This window comes from Nonomuraea muscovyensis (assembly GCF_014207745.1).
Classification (GTDB): domain Bacteria; phylum Actinomycetota; class Actinomycetes; order Streptosporangiales; family Streptosporangiaceae; genus Nonomuraea; species Nonomuraea muscovyensis.
Map to the genome: position 1 here is coordinate 630,329 of NZ_JACHJB010000003.1, position 16,986 is coordinate 647,314.

The window sequence follows — 16,986 nt, forward strand, 5'->3', positions numbered from 1 at the left end:
CATGACGTCGCGTAGCCATGCTGAATCCATGAGCACCTATTCGCTCGCCGAGGTCTACGCGGCCCGCAAGCGCAGAGATTCCTGGTGGACCGTCTACTTCGTGGACCCGGTCGCCTGCCGGGTCGCTCTCGTGGTGGCCAACCGCACCGGCATCACGCCGAACGCGCTGACCGTGACCTCGCTGGTGCTGGGCCTGTGCGCCGCAGGGTGTTTCGCCGCGGACGAGCTGGTCGCGGGGGCGGCCATGTTCTACCTGAGTTTCATGATCGACTGCGTGGACGGCAAGATCGCCAGGCTCAAGGGCACGGGGACGCCCTTCGGGCTCTGGCTCGACTACGTCGGCGACCGGGTGCGGGTGGTCTTCTGCGCCGGGGGGCTGGCCTGGGGCCAGTACGCGCTCACGGGGCAGGTGCGCTGGATCGTGCTCGGCGCCGGAGTGGCCGTGCTCGACCTGTTCAGGTACGTCAACGCCCCGCAGATGAAGCGGGTCCGCGAGACGATCAAGGAAGCGCGGGCCCAGGCCACGGAGCGCGTCGCGGCGGCCGGGCTGGTGCCCGCCCCGCGCAAAGGAGGCTCGCGGCGGTCCTTCGGCAGGCGGTTCAACCGGTATCTGGCCCGCCGCCGCGTCCGTACGCACCTGATCAGCGGTATCGAGTTCCACGCGGCGGTGTTCGTGGTCGCGCCCCTCGTCGGGGCGGCGGCCCTGGTGCCGGTGTCGGCCGTGGCCGGCGCCCTGTTGCTCGGCAACGAGATCTTCCTTGTCTACCGGATGTGGCTCTTCACGCGCAGGCACACCGTGTCGGCCCCGCAGGAGAGCCGAGAGCACGTTCTCGTCTAAGTTTCGGGGGTTAGAACCAGATGTCCGATCGGCCAGTGTTCGTCGTCGGCTGCCCGCGCTCCGGCACCACCATGCTGCAGCTCATGCTGCACTCGCACCCGCGCATCGCGGTGCCACCGGAGACGCGTTTCCTCATTCCCGCCTACATGCGCCGCCGGACGTTCGGCGACATGCGCCTCGCCCAGCGCCGCCGCGCGCTGGCCGAGTGGGTGGCCGGTGACCGCACCACCAAGTTCAAGGAACTCAAGATCGACCAGGACGACTACGTCCGGCAGGCGGTGGAGGGCCCCGGCTCGCTCGGCTCGGTGCTCGGCACGACCTTCCGCATGTACGCCGACCGGTTCGACAAGGCCCGCTGGGGCGACAAGCGGCCGAGCTACGTCAAGCAGGTCGACTACCTGCTCAGGATGTTCCCCGACGCCCAGTTCATCCACCTGATCAGGGACGGCCGCGACTGCGTCTCCTCCCTGAAGGAGATGCCCTGGTACACCCACAACTCCTTCCACGCCGTCTCCACCTGGGCCGAGGCGATCGACGCCGGCGTCCGGCTGCGCAAGACGATGCCCGAGGACAGCTACTACGAGCTGCGCTACGAGGACCTGACCGACGACCCGTCGACCGAGCTGAAGAAGCTCTGCCTCTTCCTGGAGGAGGACTTCGACCCGGCGATGGTCTCGCCGCGCGAGGCCGCCGCGGTCGCGGTGCCGCCGCACAAGGTCTGGCACAGCAACACCCACGGCGACGTCACCCGGTCCCGCGTGGGCAGCTGGGCCAACCGGCTGGACGCCTGGGAGATCTCGCTGTGCGAGCAGGTGCTCGGCGAGCGGCTGGAGGCCAACGGCTACGAGCTGACCGGCGCACCCCCGGCCTCCAAGGCGCACCTGGCGATCTTCCAGAAGACCGCGCAGAAGCGCCGGGCCAGCCGGATGCGCAAGAACATGCGCGACCGCATCAACCGGCTGCGCGAGCCCGGCCCGGTGGGCGCGCTGCTCACCACCACCCAGCGGGCGCTCGCCGGGGTCCCGCAGCAGCGGGCCGAGGAGCCCGAGCTGGCCGACCGCTCGCTGTAGGGCCGGATGCCCGGAGCGCCGCACGGGGGTGGGCGCTCCGGGCATCCGCCGTTCGCTCGACGGGCGTCGCCCACTGCCCGCTCAGCGGGCGTTGCCCACTGCCCGCTCAGCGGGCGTTGCCCACTGCCCGCTCAGCGGGCGATGTGGGTGAACAGCGACTCCCACTCGTCCAGGATGCGGTCCAGGCGGAACGCCTCGGCCCTGGCGCGGGCGGCGGCGCCCAGCCGCCGCCGCTCCTGCGGCGAGTCGACGAGCCGGGCCAGCTCCCGCGCGAACGCGCCCACGTCACCGGCCGGCACGAGCACCGGGGCGGCCGACCGTACCCCGCCCGACACGTCGAACGCCACCGCCGGCACCCCGTGCGCCGCCGCCTCCAGCAGCACGATCGGCAGCCCTTCGTGCTCGCTCGTCACGGCCACGATCGAGGCGGCCAGGTACTCGCCCGCCATCCGCGCCGCCGCCACCCGTCCCTTGATGACCACCCGGTCGGCCACACCCTCCTCGGCCGCGTGCACGCGCAGCCGCTCCAGCTCGCCGCCCTCACCGATCAGGTGCAGTTCCCACGGGCGGGGCGCCCCGGACCGGGCGAACGCGGTGATGAGCCGGTCGAACCTCTTGACCCCTTCCAACCGGCCCACCCCCAGCACCCGGGGCGTCTCCAGCATGGCCGTCTCCTCCGGCCAGGCGGCCAGCGGGTTGGGCACCGACCAGGTGTTGGGCAGCAGCGCGTGCTCCGAGAACATCCACGCGTCGTCGCGGCTGAGGAAGACCGCCTGGTCGAGGGCGGGATAGTGCTTGCGGATGGAGCCGAGGTGCCAGCAGTCCCGGGCGTGCTCGTACGAGCCGTGATACTGACCGATGGTGCGCAGGGAGCCGGGCAGCAGCCGCACCAGCCGGGTGACCACCGACGGTGAGGTCATGACGGCGAAGCCCGGCTGCACGGAACCGAGCAGCCGGGCCAGCCGCCGGTCGGCGTGACAGCGCGCCAGGCGCCCCTGCCCGTCCACGGCCGTGCGGCTGATCACGTGCTCCTGGTAGAGCGGGCTGTCGACGTAGTGGAACGGCGAGGCCGCCTGGTACAGCCCGATCACGTGGACGTCGTGGCCGCGCCCGGCCAGACCCTGCGCGAGGGTGTGCGTCACCTGCTGGACACCGCCGAGCGTGTCCGCTTCCAGACACGCGAAGACAATGGTCACGGCACCCTCCGCGCCTTGATGAAATCTCCGAAGAAGTCCTCGACGACCCGGGCCGCGGCGTCGCCGCGCTCCTCGGCGCACCACATCTCGCGGAAGGCGGCGTACCGCTCGGCGTAGGAGTCGTGCACGGCGGGCAGGTCGCGCAGGCAGGCGACCAGCTCCTCGGTCGTGGTCACGCACGGGCCGGGGGCGATCGACGGCAGGTCGTGGTAGACGCCACGCTCGCGCAGCCGGTAGTCGTCCCAGTCGTCGATGAGGAAGAGCATCGGCCTGCCGGTCAGCGCGTAGTCGCACATCACCGACGAGTAGTCGGTGAGCAGCGCGTCGGAGGCCAGCATGAGGTCGTTGACCTCGGGATAGGTTCCGGCGGGCCGGACGAAGTAGCGCAGGTGCGGCGGCACCGCGTAGCACTCCACCTGGTGGGTCCGCAGGATCACCACCCACTCGCCGGCCAGCTCCTCGGCCATCAGCTCCAGATCGGCCCGTACCGACCTGCCGCTGTGCTTGGCCTGGTCGCGGTAGGTCGGCGCGTACAGCAGCACGTTGCGGTCGGGCGGGATCTCCAGCGCGGCCCGCACGTCCGTCGTGAACGTGCCGCGCACCAGGGCGTCGCAGCGCGGCGTGCCGTACCGGTAGACGGGCCCGGTGTAGCCGTTGGCGCGGACGAAGTGCCGGGTGAACTCGGCGCTGGGCGAGACCAGCGCGTCCCAGCGGGCGACGGCGGAGCGCCAGCGCCGGCGCGGCCGGTCGAAGTCGGCACGCAGGTCGGGCGCGTCGAAGCCGATCGACTTGATGCCCTGGCCATGCCAGGTCTGCAGGTAGCGGGTACGGCGGGGCTTGGGGTAGTCGAGCGGGAAGCCGTGGCTGTCCACCCACACGCCGGCCCTGGCGAGGGTCCAGACGTAGCGCCAGCCGCCGCGCCGGACCAGTCGCGCGCCCTCGGGGGCGTCACCGCGGCCGGGCGCCACCGACCAGACCACGTCGACGGGCAGCTTGCGGCGGCGCAGCTCCTCGTAGATCGCCCGCGGGCTGCCGGTGCAGCCCTTGCCGACGTCCGACTCGAACAGGGCCAGGTTCCGGCGCGGCGGCAGGACCCTGATCAGCGTTCTGTAGACCCGCAGCCGGTTCGCCGGGGTGCCGGCCCTGCGCAGCAGCGCCCGCCTGATCCGCGGCAGGAGGGGCCGCCGGGCGCGGCGGACGCGCACGACCAGGTGGGCAGCGGGGCCGTCGGCCGAGACCGTGACGCCGCCGGGCAACTCGATGGGCTTCATGGCCGGGTTCACCAGCAGCCGGTCGGTCGTGGTGTGGCCGGTCGCGACGCTGGTGAAGCCGATGCGCGGATCGCCCGCGGTCCGCGGGGCGAAGGTGACCTCGCTGACGTAGCCGCCCTCGCCTGAGGCCTGCGGGTGGATCGGCACGCGCTCGCGGCCGAGCCGCAGGAAGGCCGTCCACTCCAGCGGCAGCGCGCCGAACGGGTCGAAGGTGCGCACGGTCATCCTGACCCGCTGGCCGTCGGCGGAGATCTCGGTCACCTCGTGCCGCAGCCTGCTGACGCTGAAGGGCAGCTCGGCCAGCCGCAGCGGGGTGATGTCCATGCCGGGGGAGACGGTGGTGCCCCAGTACGTCCGGTCGCCCTGCCGTACCGCGGCACGCGGCGGCGCCTGCGGCCCGGTCAGGGAACCGGCCGCGACCAGCAGGTCGTCGATCCGGTCGGCGAGGATGAGGTGGCAGCACACCCTGGCCATCGGCTCGATCCGGTCGAGCACCTCGGCGGGGATCTCCTCCAGGTACGGCCGGACGATCGCGGCGAACTCCTTGGCCCACACCCTGTCGCGGGTGGGCAGGGGGTTGAGGTAGACGCGCAGGTCCTGGCGCAGGAAGCGGTCCTGCCGGGCCGGCACCAGGTCGTCCGCGCCGTGGGCGCGCAGCACCGCGTCGCTCCGGCGGGCGGCGACGACCCGGTGGCGGACGTTGTCCATGTCGCCGATGCTGAGCGAGATGGACGAGCCGGCGCGGGTGCGGTGCCAGAGGTAGACGACCCACGGCACGACGGCGAAGCGCCGGGAGACGGCGTACAGCTCGCTGGCGAAGACGTGGTCCTCGTAGTGGATGTCCTCGGGGAAACGCAGCAGGTGCTCGCGCAGGAAACGCACGCTGTAGAGCTTGTTGGTGGTGAAGGAGTCGAGGAACAGCCGCGGGTCCTCGTGGATGCCGGCGACCACCCTGCGCCTGGCGAACAACGCCGGGTAGTAGCGCTGGGTCCGCCCGCTCCACTCGTACAGGCGGGAGATCTGCCCGGAGACGAAGTCGGCGCCGGTGCGCTCGATCTCGGTGAGCAGGCTCTTGCAGGCGTGCCTGGGCAGCTCGTCGTCGCTGTCGAGGAACATGACGTACGGCGACTCGGCCGCGTCGAGCCCGTCGTTGCGGGGCGCGCCGCAGCCGCCGCTGTTGGCGGCCCGGCGCAGGTAGCGCACGCGGGGGTCGGCGCGGATGAGCTCCTCGGCGACGCGGGGGGTGGCGTCGGTGCTCGCGTCGTCGGCGATGACGACCTCAAGGTCGCCGAGAGACTGGTCGAGCACCGAGCGCACGGCCCTCGGCAGGCGGTCCGCGTCGTTGTAGGCGATCACGACAACAGTGCAGGCCGGCATGCCATCCCCCCCGAGTCGGACACGTGCGATGGGCATTCCCGCAGGTCGCGACATAGTGTCCGGCTTGGAGGGGTCTTTGCCGGATTTATCGCATTCGTCGCCTAATCAGCCAGCCGAGGAGCAGCAGCGCCGCGACGGCCGCCGCGACGGGTGCCAGCCGCTTCAGCACCGGGGTCCCGGCGAGCTCCAGCAGGTCGAGCGCCTCCTCGTCGGGCGTGCGCGAGGTGCGCAGCGTGCCCGCCGGCCGCGCCTCCTCCTCGGACTCGGCCCGGACGGCCCGCTCGTCACGGGCGGGCTCGTCACCTGCGGGCTCGTCGTGCGGGGGGTGCTGCTCCGAGAGCAGGTCGGACAGGTTGGCCGCGAACCGGTCGATCAGCTTGCCGCCGACCTCCGCCATGACGCCGCGCCCGAACTGCGCCGGCCGGCCGGTCACGTTGAACGACGTCTCCACGGCGACGGCCGTCGCGCCGCCCGCCGGGGTGAGCCTGGCCCTGACCGTGGCGGAGGCGGTGCCGGCGCCCCTGTCCTCCTTGCCGGACGCCTTGATCGTGAGCGTGTGGGTGTCCTTGTCCACGTCCTCGAACTCGGCCGTCCCCCGGTAGGCCACGGTGATGGGCCCCACCTTGACCTTCATCCGGCCGGTGAACCGCTCGCCCTCGACGGTGTCGAGCGAGGCCCCCGGCAGGCACGGGGCCACCCGTTCGACGTCGAGCAACACCGCCCACGCCTGCTCGACCGGGACCGGGACAGTGAACTCGTGCTCGAACCGCATCGCCATCGGATCCGCTCCTTCTCCGCCGTTCCCTCGAACCCCGATGGGCGGGGCGTCCCCGCGCGGGACGCCCCGCCCCGTGCGTCAGCCCCACCCGGCTGCGGTGCGCACCGCCCGGTGCGTCAGCACCCTGGCCAGATGCCGGCGGTAGTCCGGCTGGGCGTGCAGGTCCGCCGGCGGCGAGGTGTCCGCGTCGGCCTCCTCGCACGCCCCCCGCACCTGGTCGGCGGCCTCCACGCCACGCAGGGCCGCCTCCGCCGCGCGGGCCCGCACGGGGGTCGCGCCCATGTTGGTCAGCCCGATCCTGGCCTCCTCGATGCCGCCGTTGGACCGCTTGACGGCCGCCGCCACCCCGACCACGGCCCAGGCCTGCGCCGTCCGGTGGAACTTCTCGTAGTGATAGCCCCAGCCGGGACCGAGCTTCGGTATCCGCACTCCGGCGAGGATCTCGTCCGGTGCCAGCGCCGTCTCCAGGTAGTCGGCGAAGAACTCGGCCGCCGGGATCTCCCGCTCGCCCCGCGCCGACCTGGCCACGAGGACGGCGTCCAGCGCCAGCACCACGGCCGGCAGGTCACCGGCCGGGTCGCCGTGGGCCAGCGAGCCGCCGAACGTGCCGCGGTGCCGCACCGCCGGGTCGGCCACCGTGGCGGCGGCCAGTGCCACCAGCGGGCAGGCGCCGTTGACCACGGGCGAGCGCAGGACCTCGTCGTGCGTGGTCATCGCGCCGATGTAGACGTGGTCGTCGCGGTCGTGCACGCCCGACAGCTCCGGCAGCCGGCCGATGTCGACCAGCGTCGACGGGTAGGCCAGCCGCAGCCGCAGCAGGGGCAGCAGCGACTGCCCGCCCGCCAGCACCTTGGCGTCCTCGTCGGCGGCGAGCGCCTGGCACGCCTCCTCGACCGACCCGGCGCGCACGTAGTCGAACTGGGCGGGGATCATGACCGGGCTCCTTCCAGCGCGCGCCAGATCCGCTCGGGCGTGCACGGCATGCGGACGTCGTGGATCCCGTACGGGCGCAGCGCGTCCACGACGGCGTTCACCACGGCGGGCGTGGAGGCGATCGTGCCCGCCTCGCCGACGCCCTTGACGCCCAGCGGGTTGCCCGTGGACGGCGTCTCGGTGCGGTCCGTGGTGAAGTCGGGCAGGTCGGCCGCCGACGGCAGCAGGTAGTCGGCCATCGTCGTGGTCAGCAGGTTGCCGTCGGCGTCGTGGACGGCCTCCTCGAACAGCGCCTGGGCGATGCCCTGCGCGATGCCGCCGTGCACCTGGCCGCGCACGATCAGCGGGTTGATCACCTTGCCGACGTCGTCCACCGCCACGTACGAGCGGATCCGCACCTGCCCCGTCTCGGTGTCCACCTCCATCGCGCACAGGTGCGTGCCGTGCGGGAAGGAGTAGTTGTCCGGGTCGTACGTGGCGTCGGAGTCGAGCCGTGCCTCCACGCCCTCGGGCAGGTCGTGCGCCGTGAACGCGGCGAACGCCAGCTCCTGGATCGTCTTGGCCGCCCCGGTGCCCCGCACCTTGAACGCGCCGCCGTCGAACTCCAGGTCGTCCGGCGAGCACTCCAGCAGGTGCGCGGCCAGCTTGCGGGCCTTGACCTTGACCTTCTCGCACGCCTGCAGCACGGCCATGCCGCCGACCACCAGCGAGCGTGAGCCGTAGGTGTCCATGCCCTTGTGCGCGATGGCCGTGTCGCCGTGCAGCACCGTCACGTCGTCGAACGGCACGCCCAGCGAGTCGGCCACGATCTGGCTCCACGCCGTCACGTGCCCCTGCCCGTGCGGCGAGGTGCCGGTGATCACCTCGACCTTGCCCGTCGGCAGCATGCGCACCGAGCCGTGCTCCCAGCCGCCCGCGCCGTAGTTGGCCATGCCGAGCATCCGGGAGGGGGCCAGCCCGCACATCTCGGTGTAGGTGCTGACGCCGATGCCGAGCTGGACGGGGTCGCCCCGGTCACGCCGGTCGGCCTGCTCGGCCCGCAGCTTGTCGTAGCCGAACAGGGCCAGCGCCCGCTCCGTGGCCGCCTCGTAGTCGCCCGAGTCGTAGGTCAGCCCCGAGACGGTCGTGTACGGGAACTCGTCGTGCCTGATCCAGTTGCGCCGCCGCACCTCGATCGGGTCCATCCCCAGTTCGGCCGCCAGCTCGTCGATGATCCGCTCGATCGCGAACGTCGCCTCCGGACGGCCCGCGCCGCGGTAGGCGTCGGTCGGCATCTTGGTGGTGAAGACGCCCGTGCAGCCGAACTCGTAGGCCTCCATCTTGTAGATGCCGTTGAACATCGACGCGCCCAGCATCGGGACGCCGGGCGTGACCAGCATCAGGTAGGCGCCCATGTCCGCCAGCAGCTCCACGCGCAGCCCCCGGATGCGCCCGTCGGCCTCGGCCGCGAGCGTGAGGTGCTGGATCTGGTCACGGCCGTGGTGCACGGTCAGGTTGCCCTCGGAGCGCGACTCGGTCCACTTGACCGGCACGCCGAGCCGCCGGGTGAGCAGCAGGCACAGCACCTCCTCGGCCGTTACCTGCAGCTTCGAGCCGAACCCGCCGCCCACGTCGGGCGCGATCACCCGCAGCCGGTGCTCCGGGATGCCGGTCGTCACGGCCAGCATGACCCGCAGCACGTGCGGGATCTGCGTGGACGACCAGAGCGTGAACGTGTCGCCGTCGGTGCTCGCCAGCACCGCGCGGGGCTCCATCGCGCTCGGTATCAGCCGCTGCTGGACGTACGTCCGGTCGATCAGCACGGGCGCGTCGCGCAGCGCCGCCTCGACGTCCCCCGAGGTGATCTTCACGCTGAACGCCTTGTTGCCCGCCTCGTGCACCTTCGGGCTGCCGGGGGTGAGCGCCTCGCGCATGTCCATGACGGCGGGCAGCGGCTCGTAGTCGACCTCGATCGCCTCCAGCGCGTCGGCCGCCCGGTAACGGTCGGTGGCGATCACGCAGGCGACCGCCTCGCCGACGTAGCGCACCTCCGAGACGGCCATCGGCGGGTGGTCGGGGATCACGATGTCCTCGCTCACCGGCCACGCGCACGGCAGGCTGCCCTGCTCCTCGGCGAAGTCCCGGCCGCTGAAGGCCGCCACCACTCCCGGCAGGTCGCGGGCGCCCGACACGTCCACCCGGGTGATGCGGGCGTGCGCCATCGGGCTGCGCATGAACATCACGTACAGCATTCCCGGCTGCTGGAGGTTGTCGGTCCAGCGGGTGTGCCCCGTCAGCAGTCGCTGGTCCTCCTTGCGCCGCCTGGCCCGGCCGATCTCGTGGCCGCCGTCCGGCTCGGAGAGCTGCCCGCTCTCCGCGATCTGCTCGCCGAGCAGGCCCGGGTCCAGCTCCGTCATGGCGTCCTCACCGCCTGCCCCATCTCCTGGGCGCCCCTGCGTACCGCGCGGACGATGTTGCAATAGCCGGTGCACCGGCACAGGTTGCCCTCGAGTCCCTGGCGGATGGTCTCCTCAGACGGGTCGGGGTCGTCCCTCAGCAGGTCGATCGCGGCCATCACCATGCCGGGCGTGCAGAAGCCGCACTGCAGCGCGTGCTCCTCGTGGAAGGCCCGCTGCATCGGGTGCATGGCGCCGTTCGCGCCCAGGCCCTGGATCGTGACGACGTCGCAGCCGTCGGCCTGGACGGCGAGCACCGAGCAGCTCTTGACGCTCTTGCCGTCGAGCATCACCGTGCAGGCACCGCAGTTGCTGGTGTCGCAACCCACGGGCGTGCCGGTCCGGCCCAGTCTTTCTCGTAGCAGGTGAACGAGGAGAAGCCGTGGTTCGACGTCCTCCTCGTAATGGATTCCGTCGACGGTTATGGCGATGCGGGGCATACGTCCTCCCTCGAAACAAGGGGGAATGAATGGATAAATGCCAAGGTACGCCGGTGTTTATCCCGGTCAAGGGTCACTTGCCCCTGACGACCCTGGCGATGACCGCCACCAGCCCCGCGAAACCCAGTCCCATCACCACCAGACCCGACAGGACCAGCGGATCCGTGATCGAGCGGGTCAGTACGAGAATGCCCAGAACCACGAACAACAATCCACTCAGCAGCGCCATCCAGTCGGTCCGGTGCGTCCGCCGCCGCCTGTCCGGCGCGGCCCCCGGTGCGCCGTGGTGCTCACGCGGCACGCCGCACCTCCATGTCGCCCGCGCCGCCCCTCAGGTGCAGCACGATCGTCGGCGGCTCCCCCTCGGGCCGGACCTCCGGCTCCAGCACCTGGTTCCACGTCACGTCCACGCCGCCCCGCAACGACTGGTCCAGCTTGATGTCGCCGACCCGGTTCGAGGCGTGCACCTCCACCCGCGCGTCCGGCGGCACGATCACCGCCAGCTCGCCGATCCGCACCGAGGCCCGCACCGTCAGGTCGCCGCCCGGCGGCAGCTCGATCTCCGACAGGTCCAGCCGCCCGTTGCCCACCCCGATGTCGTACGTCTGGCTCTCGGCGGCGGCCGCGGTGAGCGGAACCCAGACGGTGTTGCCGACCTCCCGCGGCATCCCGCTGATGGTCATCACCAGCGCCACCAGCACCGCCACGGCGGTGCCCGCGGCCACCAGGCCCGCCCCGCGCCCCCACCAGGCGGCGACCAGCAGCCCCGCCCCTATGGTGACCAGCACGGCGCCGCCCACGATGGTGGGGTTCACTCCCGTGCCCGATCCGGCTTGGACCGCCACGACGATGCCTCCAATGACGATGGCCAGCAACACGGTGATGAGGCCGATGAACGATCTGGGCCGCCGGGGGCGCGGCGCCGGCGGCCGGCCGTACCGGGCGGGGTCGTAGGGGGCGTATCCGGCCCGTCTGCGCGGGTCCAGCGGCTGGAAGCCGCCCGGGTGGGCGACTCCGGCCGCCGGGAGGGCGCCGGGCCGGCGTTGGGGGCCGCTCGGCTGGAACGGGCCGCGCGGGGCGAACGGCGGCCGGCCGTACACGGCGTTCTCCGGGGAGCCGCCGATGCCGTCCCTCTGGCGCTCCGGCTCGCCCAGCTCCCCGTAGGCGAGCGGCCGGTCCGCCTCTTCGGCGGGGCCGGGTGCGGCCTCGGCGCGGGCCGTCGCGGCCTCGCCCGCGGCGGGCGCGTCCGCGTTCGCACCGTGCTCTCTATCGTGCTCCCCACCGGGCTCCACGCGGGGCCCCGCACCGGGCTCCACGCGCGGCTCCGCACCGGGGTCCGCATCGAGGTCCGCATCGAGGTCCGTGGTGGGCCCCGCGCCGGTCCTCGCCGGCGGGTGCACCTCCTCGGTGGCGTGGGCCCGCGTCGGGGCCGGCCCTTCCGCCGCGCTCTCGCGCCGGTCCGGCGCCGGGACCGCGTCCCCCGCGGGCGTGCCGAGTCCCGTCGTCACCCACTCCGACGGCGCGGAGACCGGCGGCGGGAACGCCGCGGGCGGCGCCGCCCGGCGGTTGAGCCGCTCGGGCATCGACCGGACCAGAGCCACCAGGTCCACCCCGCTGGAGTGGGCCGCGAGCAGCGAGACGGCCAGCAGCACCCCCACCACCAGCGTGCCCGTGTCGAGCCACACCGTGGTCAGGTTGATCGCCAGCCCGAACCCCAGCACCGCCGTGAGCAGCGCCAGCACCGTCTCGGCGTCGAAGTCGCGCTGCGTCCAGTGCTCGATGTAGCCGGGCCGCCCGTTCGGGTCCTTCATCAGCAGGAACGCCGCGATGTACAGGAACAGCCCGATCCCCGAGCCGAACAGCAGCACCGCGAAGGCGACCCGGAACACCACCGGGTCGATGCCCGTGTGTCGTCCCAGCCCGGCGCAGATGCCCAGGAGGAAACGTCCCTCGCTGCTGCGCCGCAGCACGCGGGGAGGCGCTCCGGGTTCCTTGGGCGGTGCTTGCGTCATGGAACCATCGTGGCCCCCACCGGCCGCCTCCTGCATCCGGGACACCCCTGACCCGACCCGGGGGTTGTTCCGGATGCCGTTTTCGTCCCGTGCATGTGACGATGGCGATGCTATGGCTGACCAGATGACTCTTGCCGAACCCGGTGGCGACGCGCCCTACCGCCGGTTGATGCGGCCCATGGAGGGCCGCCTGCTCGGCGGCGTGGCGCAGGGGCTGGCGGCACAGCTCAAGCTCGATCCCGTGGTGATCAGGCTGATGTTCGTGCTGCTGAGCGTGGTCGACGGAGTCGGCGTGGTCGCCTACGCGGTGCTCTGGATGATCTCACCGCGCGAGCCGTACGAGGGGCCGCCGCCCGCCCGCGACTGGAGCCAGCTCACGGCGTTCAGCGCGATCGGCGTGGCGCTGCTCGCGTTCGGCTGGCTGACCGGCGCGTCCAAGGGCGGCATCGGCGTGCTGCCGTTCGCCGTCGGCGGCATCGGCGCGCTCATCCTGTGGCAGCAGGCCGACCCCGAACGGCGCAAGGGCTGGGTGAGCGGCGCCACCACGAGCATCAGGAAGAACCGCGCGCGCACCCTGCTCGGCGTGGCCCTCGTCATCGGCGGAGCCGCGGGCTTCCTGGCCATCGAGGGGGAGCTCGCCGAGGCCGGCCGGGGGCTGCTGTTCACCGCGGTCGTGGTCGGCGGACTCGCCGTCATCGCCGCCCCCTGGCTCGCGGGACTGTGGAAGGAGCTCCAGCTCGAACGGCGCGAGCGCATCCGGCAGGAGGAACGCGCCGAGGTCGCCGCGATGGTCCACGACTCGGTGCTCCACACGCTCACGCTCATCCAGCGTGTCGCGCACGATCCCCGCGAGGTCAGCCGCCTGGCCCGGGCGCAGGAACGCGACCTGCGCAACTGGCTCTACCAGCCCGCCCAGGACGCCGACGCCACGCTCGCCGCCGCCGTCCGCCGGATCGCCGCCGAGGAGGAGGACGCCCACGGCGTGGCGATCGAGGTGGTGTGCGTGGGTGACGTCGAGCTCGACCCGACCGGCAAGCTCGCCGCCATGCTGAAGGCATCGCGGCAGGCCATGGTCAACGCCGCCAAGTACTCCGGGAGCCCGACCATCTCCGTGTACGCCGAAGTCGAAGGTGAAGAGGTCACGATTTTCGTGAAGGATCGGGGCAAGGGGTTCGACCTCGACGCGGTGCCGGTAGACAGGATGGGGATCAGGGAGTCCATCGTCGGCCGGATGGAACGCCACGGCGGCACAGCCAGGGTGCGCACCGAGCCGGGGGAGGGCACGGAAGTGATGTTGACCATGAAGGTGACGAGGGAGTGAACGTGATCCGGGTGCTGATCGTCGACGATCACCGGCTGTTCCGGTCGGGCGTGCGGGCCGAGCTGGGCGACTCGATCCAGGTGGTCGGCGAGGCCGAGGACGTCGAGACGGCGGTGAAGGCGATCGCCGAGCTGCAGCCGGACGTGGTGCTGCTCGACGTGCACATGCCCGGCGGGGGCGGCCAGGAGGTGCTGCGCCGGGTGCTCGGCTCCGGCTCGCAGGTGCGCTTCCTCGCCCTGTCGGTCTCGGACGCCGCCGAGGACGTGATCGGCGTCATCCGGGGCGGCGCCCGCGGCTACGTGACCAAGAACATCAGCGGCAAGGAGCTGACCGACGCGATCCGCCGGGTGGCCGACGGCGACGCGGTGTTCTCGCCGCGGCTGGCGGGGTTCGTGCTGGACGCGTTCGCCTCGTCGGAGGCGCCGTCGATCGACCCGGAGCTCGACTCGCTCACCCAGCGGGAGCGCGAGGTGCTGCGGCTGATCGCCCGCGGCTACGCGTACAAGGAGATCGCCAAGGAGCTGTTCATCTCGGTCAAGACGGTGGAGACGCACGTGTCGTCGGTGCTGCGCAAGCTGCAGCTCTCCAACCGGCACGAGCTCTCCCGCTGGGCCACCGCCCGCCGCCTGGTCTGACTCCCACCCGCGTCCGGCCCCAGGGGGCTCACCGCGACCGGGCCCGGCCCCTCGGGCTCACCGGCGACCGGGCCCGGCCCTGGGGGCTCACCGCGTCGCCGGAGTCCCGGGGGCGGGCCGGGAAAAGCGCGAGCTGTTAAGGAAAAGTGAGCGGGCGTTGCCCGGAGTGGGCTGGCATGACAGTCAGTTACGTGCGACATTTCCGATATGGGCAAAGATGTGCCGGTCGTTGTTTTCAGCCGGGACGACCGCCGGAAATATCGGGAAAAGGTGCGTCGATGCCTCGACGTCTTCGCCCAGATGCTCGGCGAGTCCCGCTTCGCCGACGAACGCCCCCTCGCCGGCCTGGAGATCGAGCTCAACCTCGTGGACGCGGCCGGCGAGCCCGCCATGTGCAACGCAGCCGTCCTCGACGCCATTCAGCGGCCCGACTGGGCGACCGAACTCGGCCAGTTCAACATCGAGATCAACATCGAGCCCCAGGACCTGGGTGGCGACGGCGCCCTCAGACTGGAGGACGACGTCAGGGCGCGGCTCAACCACGCGGAGGAGCTCGCCCGCTCCCGCGGCGGACACCTGGTCCTGGTCGGCATCCTGCCCACGCTGCGCGAACAGGACGTCAACGAGGGCGCGCTGTCGGCCAACCCCCGCTACCGGCTGCTCAACGAGCAGATCTTCGCCCTGCGCGGCGAGGACCTGCACCTGTGCATCGAGGGCGTCGAACGCCTCGACACCCACGCCGCCAGCATCGCCCCCGAGGCGGCCTGCACCAGCGTCCAGCTCCACCTGCAGGTCAGCCCGGACGCGTTCGCGGCCCACTGGAACGCCGCCCAGGCCGTCGCCGGGGCCCAGGTGGCGGTCGCCGCCAACTCGCCGTACCTGTTCGGCAAGGAACTGCACCGCGAGACCAGGATCGCGCTGTTCGAGCAGGCCACCGACACCCGCCCGGCCGAGCTGAAGCACCAGGGCGTGCGCCCGCGCGTCTGGTTCGGTGAGCGCTGGATCACCAGCGTCTTCGACCTGTTCGAGGAGAACGTCCGCTACTACTCGGCCCTGCTGCCCATCTGCGAGGAGGAGGACCCCGAGGCGGAGCTCGCGCAGGGCCGCACCCCCGAACTGCACGAGCTCACCCTGCACAACGGCACGATCTACCGCTGGAACCGGCCGGTGTACGCGGTGGTCGGCGGCATCCCGCACCTGCGCGTGGAGAACCGGGTGCTGCCCGCGGGCCCGACCGTGCTGGACATCGCGGCCAACGCCGCCTTCTACTACGGGCTGATGCGCGTCCTGCCGCACGGCGAGCGGCCCATCTGGAGCCAGATGTCGTTCGCCGCGGCGGAGGACAACCTCACCACCGCCGCCCGGCACGGCATGGACGCGCGGCTGTACTGGCCGGGGATCGGCGAGGTGTCCGCCGCCGAGCTGGTCCTGCGCCGCCTGCTCCCCCTGGCGTACGAGGGCCTCGCCACGCGCGGCGTGGACACCGCCGTGGCCGACCGGCTGCTCGGGGTCATCGAGGGACGCTGCCTGACCGGCCGCACCGGCGCGACGTGGCAGGTGGAGAAGGTGCGCGCCATCGGCGGCGACAGGCACGAGGCGCTGCGCCGGATGACGCTGGAGTACATCGAGCGCATGCACACGAATGAACCCGCGCACACCTGGGAAGTCTGATCGCGTGACACGCGCCCTCGTCCTCGCCCTGGTGGTCCTTCTCACCGGGTGCGGCCTCACGGGGGTGCCCTCCAGGGACGTACGGGGCGCCGACACGTTCGAGGACGACGTCCGGGGCGCGCGGGGGCTCGGCGAGATGTTCTGGAAGCAGCAGTTCAGCGCGTCCGGCCGGACCTACCGGCCGATCATCGACTTCGTGCCCTACTCCGGGCGGTCGGGTCCGCGCTGCGCCGGGGAGCCCTCCGTGCCCAACAACGCCTTCTACTGCCCCGCCGGCCACTTCGTCGCCTTCGACCGCGACTGGATGGAACGGCTGTGGGACGAGATGGGCGACGGGTCCGTGTACATGATCGTGCTGCACGAGCTCGGCCACGCCGTCCAGGCCCAGCTCGACTCCCGGTTCGAGCTGAACGTCGAGGCGGAGCTGCAGGCCGACTGCTACGCGGGCGGCACGCTGTCGGCCCTGGTCAAGGCGGGGTCGCTGCGGGCCGAACCAGGCGACGAGGAGGAGCTGCTGCTGAACCTCGAAGCCGCCGGCGACCCCACGGACGACTGGCTCAACCCGGCTGCCCACGGCACGGCCGAGCAGCGCCAGCAGGCGTTCGCCACCGGCTACAACCGCGGCGTCGGCGCCTGCTGACCCCGGGGCCCTCCTGGGATGTACTCAAGGGTCAACCCAGAGGATGATGCGACCGATCATGAACGCGGCATAGCGTGGTCGCATGCCCTTGGAGGAGACCGGCTGGCTGCGCGGGGGCGCCTGCAGATCCAGCGACCCTGAGCTCTTCTTCCCCCTCGCCCCCTCCCCGCCCCAGGAGGCCCGCGCCAAGGCGATCTGCGCCACGTGCCAGGTGCTGGAGGAGTGCCGGTCCTACGCGTTACGCGCGGGGGAGTCGGAAGGCATCTGGGGCGGCCTCACGCCGCAGGAACGCCGCCGCAGCCGCTTCCCGGCCGGCTGGCGCACCCCCGCCGTCTCCTGAGCCGTCCGTCTCCTGAGCCGTCCGTCTCC

15 protein-coding genes are annotated in these 16,986 nt (G+C 72.2%); 7 read left to right on the plus strand and 8 right to left on the minus strand.

Annotated elements, in window-relative coordinates; translation table 11 throughout:
• Positions 1-28 precede the first annotated feature (28 nt).
• Complete coding sequence (locus tag FHU36_RS34770; RefSeq protein WP_185088298.1) at positions 29-838, plus strand: CDP-alcohol phosphatidyltransferase family protein; 810 nt, start codon at positions 29-31, stop codon at positions 836-838.
• A gap of 20 nt (positions 839-858) precedes the next feature.
• Positions 859-1,908, plus strand: coding sequence for a sulfotransferase family protein (locus tag FHU36_RS34775; protein ID WP_185088299.1), 1,050 nt, complete (start codon positions 859-861; stop codon positions 1,906-1,908).
• A gap of 131 nt (positions 1,909-2,039) precedes the next feature.
• Here the strand turns inward: FHU36_RS34775 and FHU36_RS34780 are convergent, their stop codons facing one another.
• The 8 genes from FHU36_RS34780 to FHU36_RS34815 form a co-directional block, all read right to left on the minus strand.
• On the minus strand, positions 2,040-3,104 hold the full coding sequence (locus FHU36_RS34780) for a glycosyltransferase (RefSeq protein WP_185088300.1): 1,065 nt from the start codon (positions 3,102-3,104) through the stop codon (positions 2,040-2,042).
• Entirely contained in the window at positions 3,101-5,806 is a 2,706-nt protein-coding gene (locus FHU36_RS34785; RefSeq protein WP_312892042.1) for a bifunctional glycosyltransferase/CDP-glycerol:glycerophosphate glycerophosphotransferase, read from the minus strand. The genes FHU36_RS34780 and FHU36_RS34785 overlap by 4 nt, the downstream gene beginning before the upstream one ends.
• A gap of 31 nt (positions 5,807-5,837) precedes the next feature.
• Positions 5,838-6,530: an SRPBCC family protein gene (locus FHU36_RS34790; RefSeq protein ID WP_185088302.1), complete on the minus strand. Its 693-nt coding sequence runs from the start codon at positions 6,528-6,530 to the stop codon at positions 5,838-5,840.
• A gap of 78 nt (positions 6,531-6,608) precedes the next feature.
• Positions 6,609-7,463, minus strand: a complete 855-nt coding sequence (locus FHU36_RS34795; protein WP_185088303.1) for an FAD binding domain-containing protein — start codon at positions 7,461-7,463, stop codon at positions 6,609-6,611.
• A complete protein-coding gene (locus FHU36_RS34800; protein ID WP_185088304.1) occupies positions 7,460-9,859 on the minus strand; it encodes a xanthine dehydrogenase family protein molybdopterin-binding subunit in 2,400 nt (799 codons plus the stop codon). The genes FHU36_RS34795 and FHU36_RS34800 overlap by 4 nt, the downstream gene beginning before the upstream one ends.
• Positions 9,856-10,338: a (2Fe-2S)-binding protein gene (locus FHU36_RS34805; RefSeq protein ID WP_185088305.1), complete on the minus strand. Its 483-nt coding sequence runs from the start codon at positions 10,336-10,338 to the stop codon at positions 9,856-9,858. Before FHU36_RS34805 ends, FHU36_RS34800 begins: the two co-directional genes overlap by 4 nt.
• 73 nt (positions 10,339-10,411) lie before the next feature.
• Positions 10,412-10,639, minus strand: a complete 228-nt coding sequence (locus FHU36_RS34810; RefSeq protein ID WP_185088306.1) for a hypothetical protein — start codon at positions 10,637-10,639, stop codon at positions 10,412-10,414.
• Positions 10,629-12,350: a PspC domain-containing protein gene (locus tag FHU36_RS34815; protein WP_185088307.1), complete on the minus strand. Its 1,722-nt coding sequence runs from the start codon at positions 12,348-12,350 to the stop codon at positions 10,629-10,631. The genes FHU36_RS34810 and FHU36_RS34815 overlap by 11 nt, the downstream gene beginning before the upstream one ends.
• Positions 12,351-12,462: 112 nt before the next feature.
• On the opposite strand from FHU36_RS34815, the gene FHU36_RS34820 reads away from it, so the two are divergent.
• The 5 genes from FHU36_RS34820 (at position 12,463) to FHU36_RS34840 (ending at position 16,957) form a co-directional block, all read left to right on the plus strand.
• On the plus strand, positions 12,463-13,671 hold the full coding sequence (locus FHU36_RS34820; protein WP_185088308.1) for an ATP-binding protein: 1,209 nt from the start codon (positions 12,463-12,465) through the stop codon (positions 13,669-13,671).
• Positions 13,668-14,306: a response regulator gene (locus tag FHU36_RS34825; protein ID WP_185088309.1), complete on the plus strand. Its 639-nt coding sequence runs from the start codon at positions 13,668-13,670 to the stop codon at positions 14,304-14,306. Before FHU36_RS34820 ends, FHU36_RS34825 begins: the two co-directional genes overlap by 4 nt.
• 270 nt (positions 14,307-14,576) lie before the next feature.
• A complete protein-coding gene (locus FHU36_RS34830; RefSeq protein WP_312892044.1) occupies positions 14,577-15,977 on the plus strand; it encodes a glutamate-cysteine ligase family protein in 1,401 nt (466 codons plus the stop codon).
• Between the two features lie 4 nt (positions 15,978-15,981).
• Positions 15,982-16,617: a neutral zinc metallopeptidase gene (locus FHU36_RS34835; protein WP_312892045.1), complete on the plus strand. Its 636-nt coding sequence runs from the start codon at positions 15,982-15,984 to the stop codon at positions 16,615-16,617.
• A gap of 82 nt (positions 16,618-16,699) precedes the next feature.
• A complete protein-coding gene (locus FHU36_RS34840; RefSeq protein ID WP_185088312.1) occupies positions 16,700-16,957 on the plus strand; it encodes a WhiB family transcriptional regulator in 258 nt (85 codons plus the stop codon).
• Positions 16,958-16,986: the final 29 nt, after the last annotated feature.

Excerpts from the sequence above, each read along its gene's own strand:
- FHU36_RS34820 (WP_185088308.1), top strand. The coding sequence starts at position 12,463 with ATGGCTGACCAGATGACTCTTGCCGAACCCGGTGGCGACGCGCCCTAC.
- FHU36_RS34840 (WP_185088312.1), top strand. The coding sequence starts at position 16,700 with ATGCCCTTGGAGGAGACCGGCTGGCTGCGCGGGGGCGCCTGCAGATCC.
- FHU36_RS34770 (WP_185088298.1), top strand. The coding sequence starts at position 29 with ATGAGCACCTATTCGCTCGCCGAGGTCTACGCGGCCCGCAAGCGCAGA.
- FHU36_RS34785 (WP_312892042.1), bottom strand. The coding sequence starts at position 5,806 with ATGTCGCGACCTGCGGGAATGCCCATCGCACGTGTCCGACTCGGGGGG.
- FHU36_RS34795 (WP_185088303.1), bottom strand. The coding sequence starts at position 7,463 with ATGATCCCCGCCCAGTTCGACTACGTGCGCGCCGGGTCGGTCGAGGAG.
- FHU36_RS34800 (WP_185088304.1), bottom strand. The coding sequence starts at position 9,859 with ATGACGGAGCTGGACCCGGGCCTGCTCGGCGAGCAGATCGCGGAGAGC.
- FHU36_RS34815 (WP_185088307.1), bottom strand. The coding sequence starts at position 12,350 with ATGACGCAAGCACCGCCCAAGGAACCCGGAGCGCCTCCCCGCGTGCTG.
- FHU36_RS34805 (WP_185088305.1), bottom strand. The coding sequence starts at position 10,338 with ATGCCCCGCATCGCCATAACCGTCGACGGAATCCATTACGAGGAGGAC.
- FHU36_RS34775 (WP_185088299.1), top strand. The coding sequence starts at position 859 with ATGTCCGATCGGCCAGTGTTCGTCGTCGGCTGCCCGCGCTCCGGCACC.
- FHU36_RS34790 (WP_185088302.1), bottom strand. The coding sequence starts at position 6,530 with ATGGCGATGCGGTTCGAGCACGAGTTCACTGTCCCGGTCCCGGTCGAG.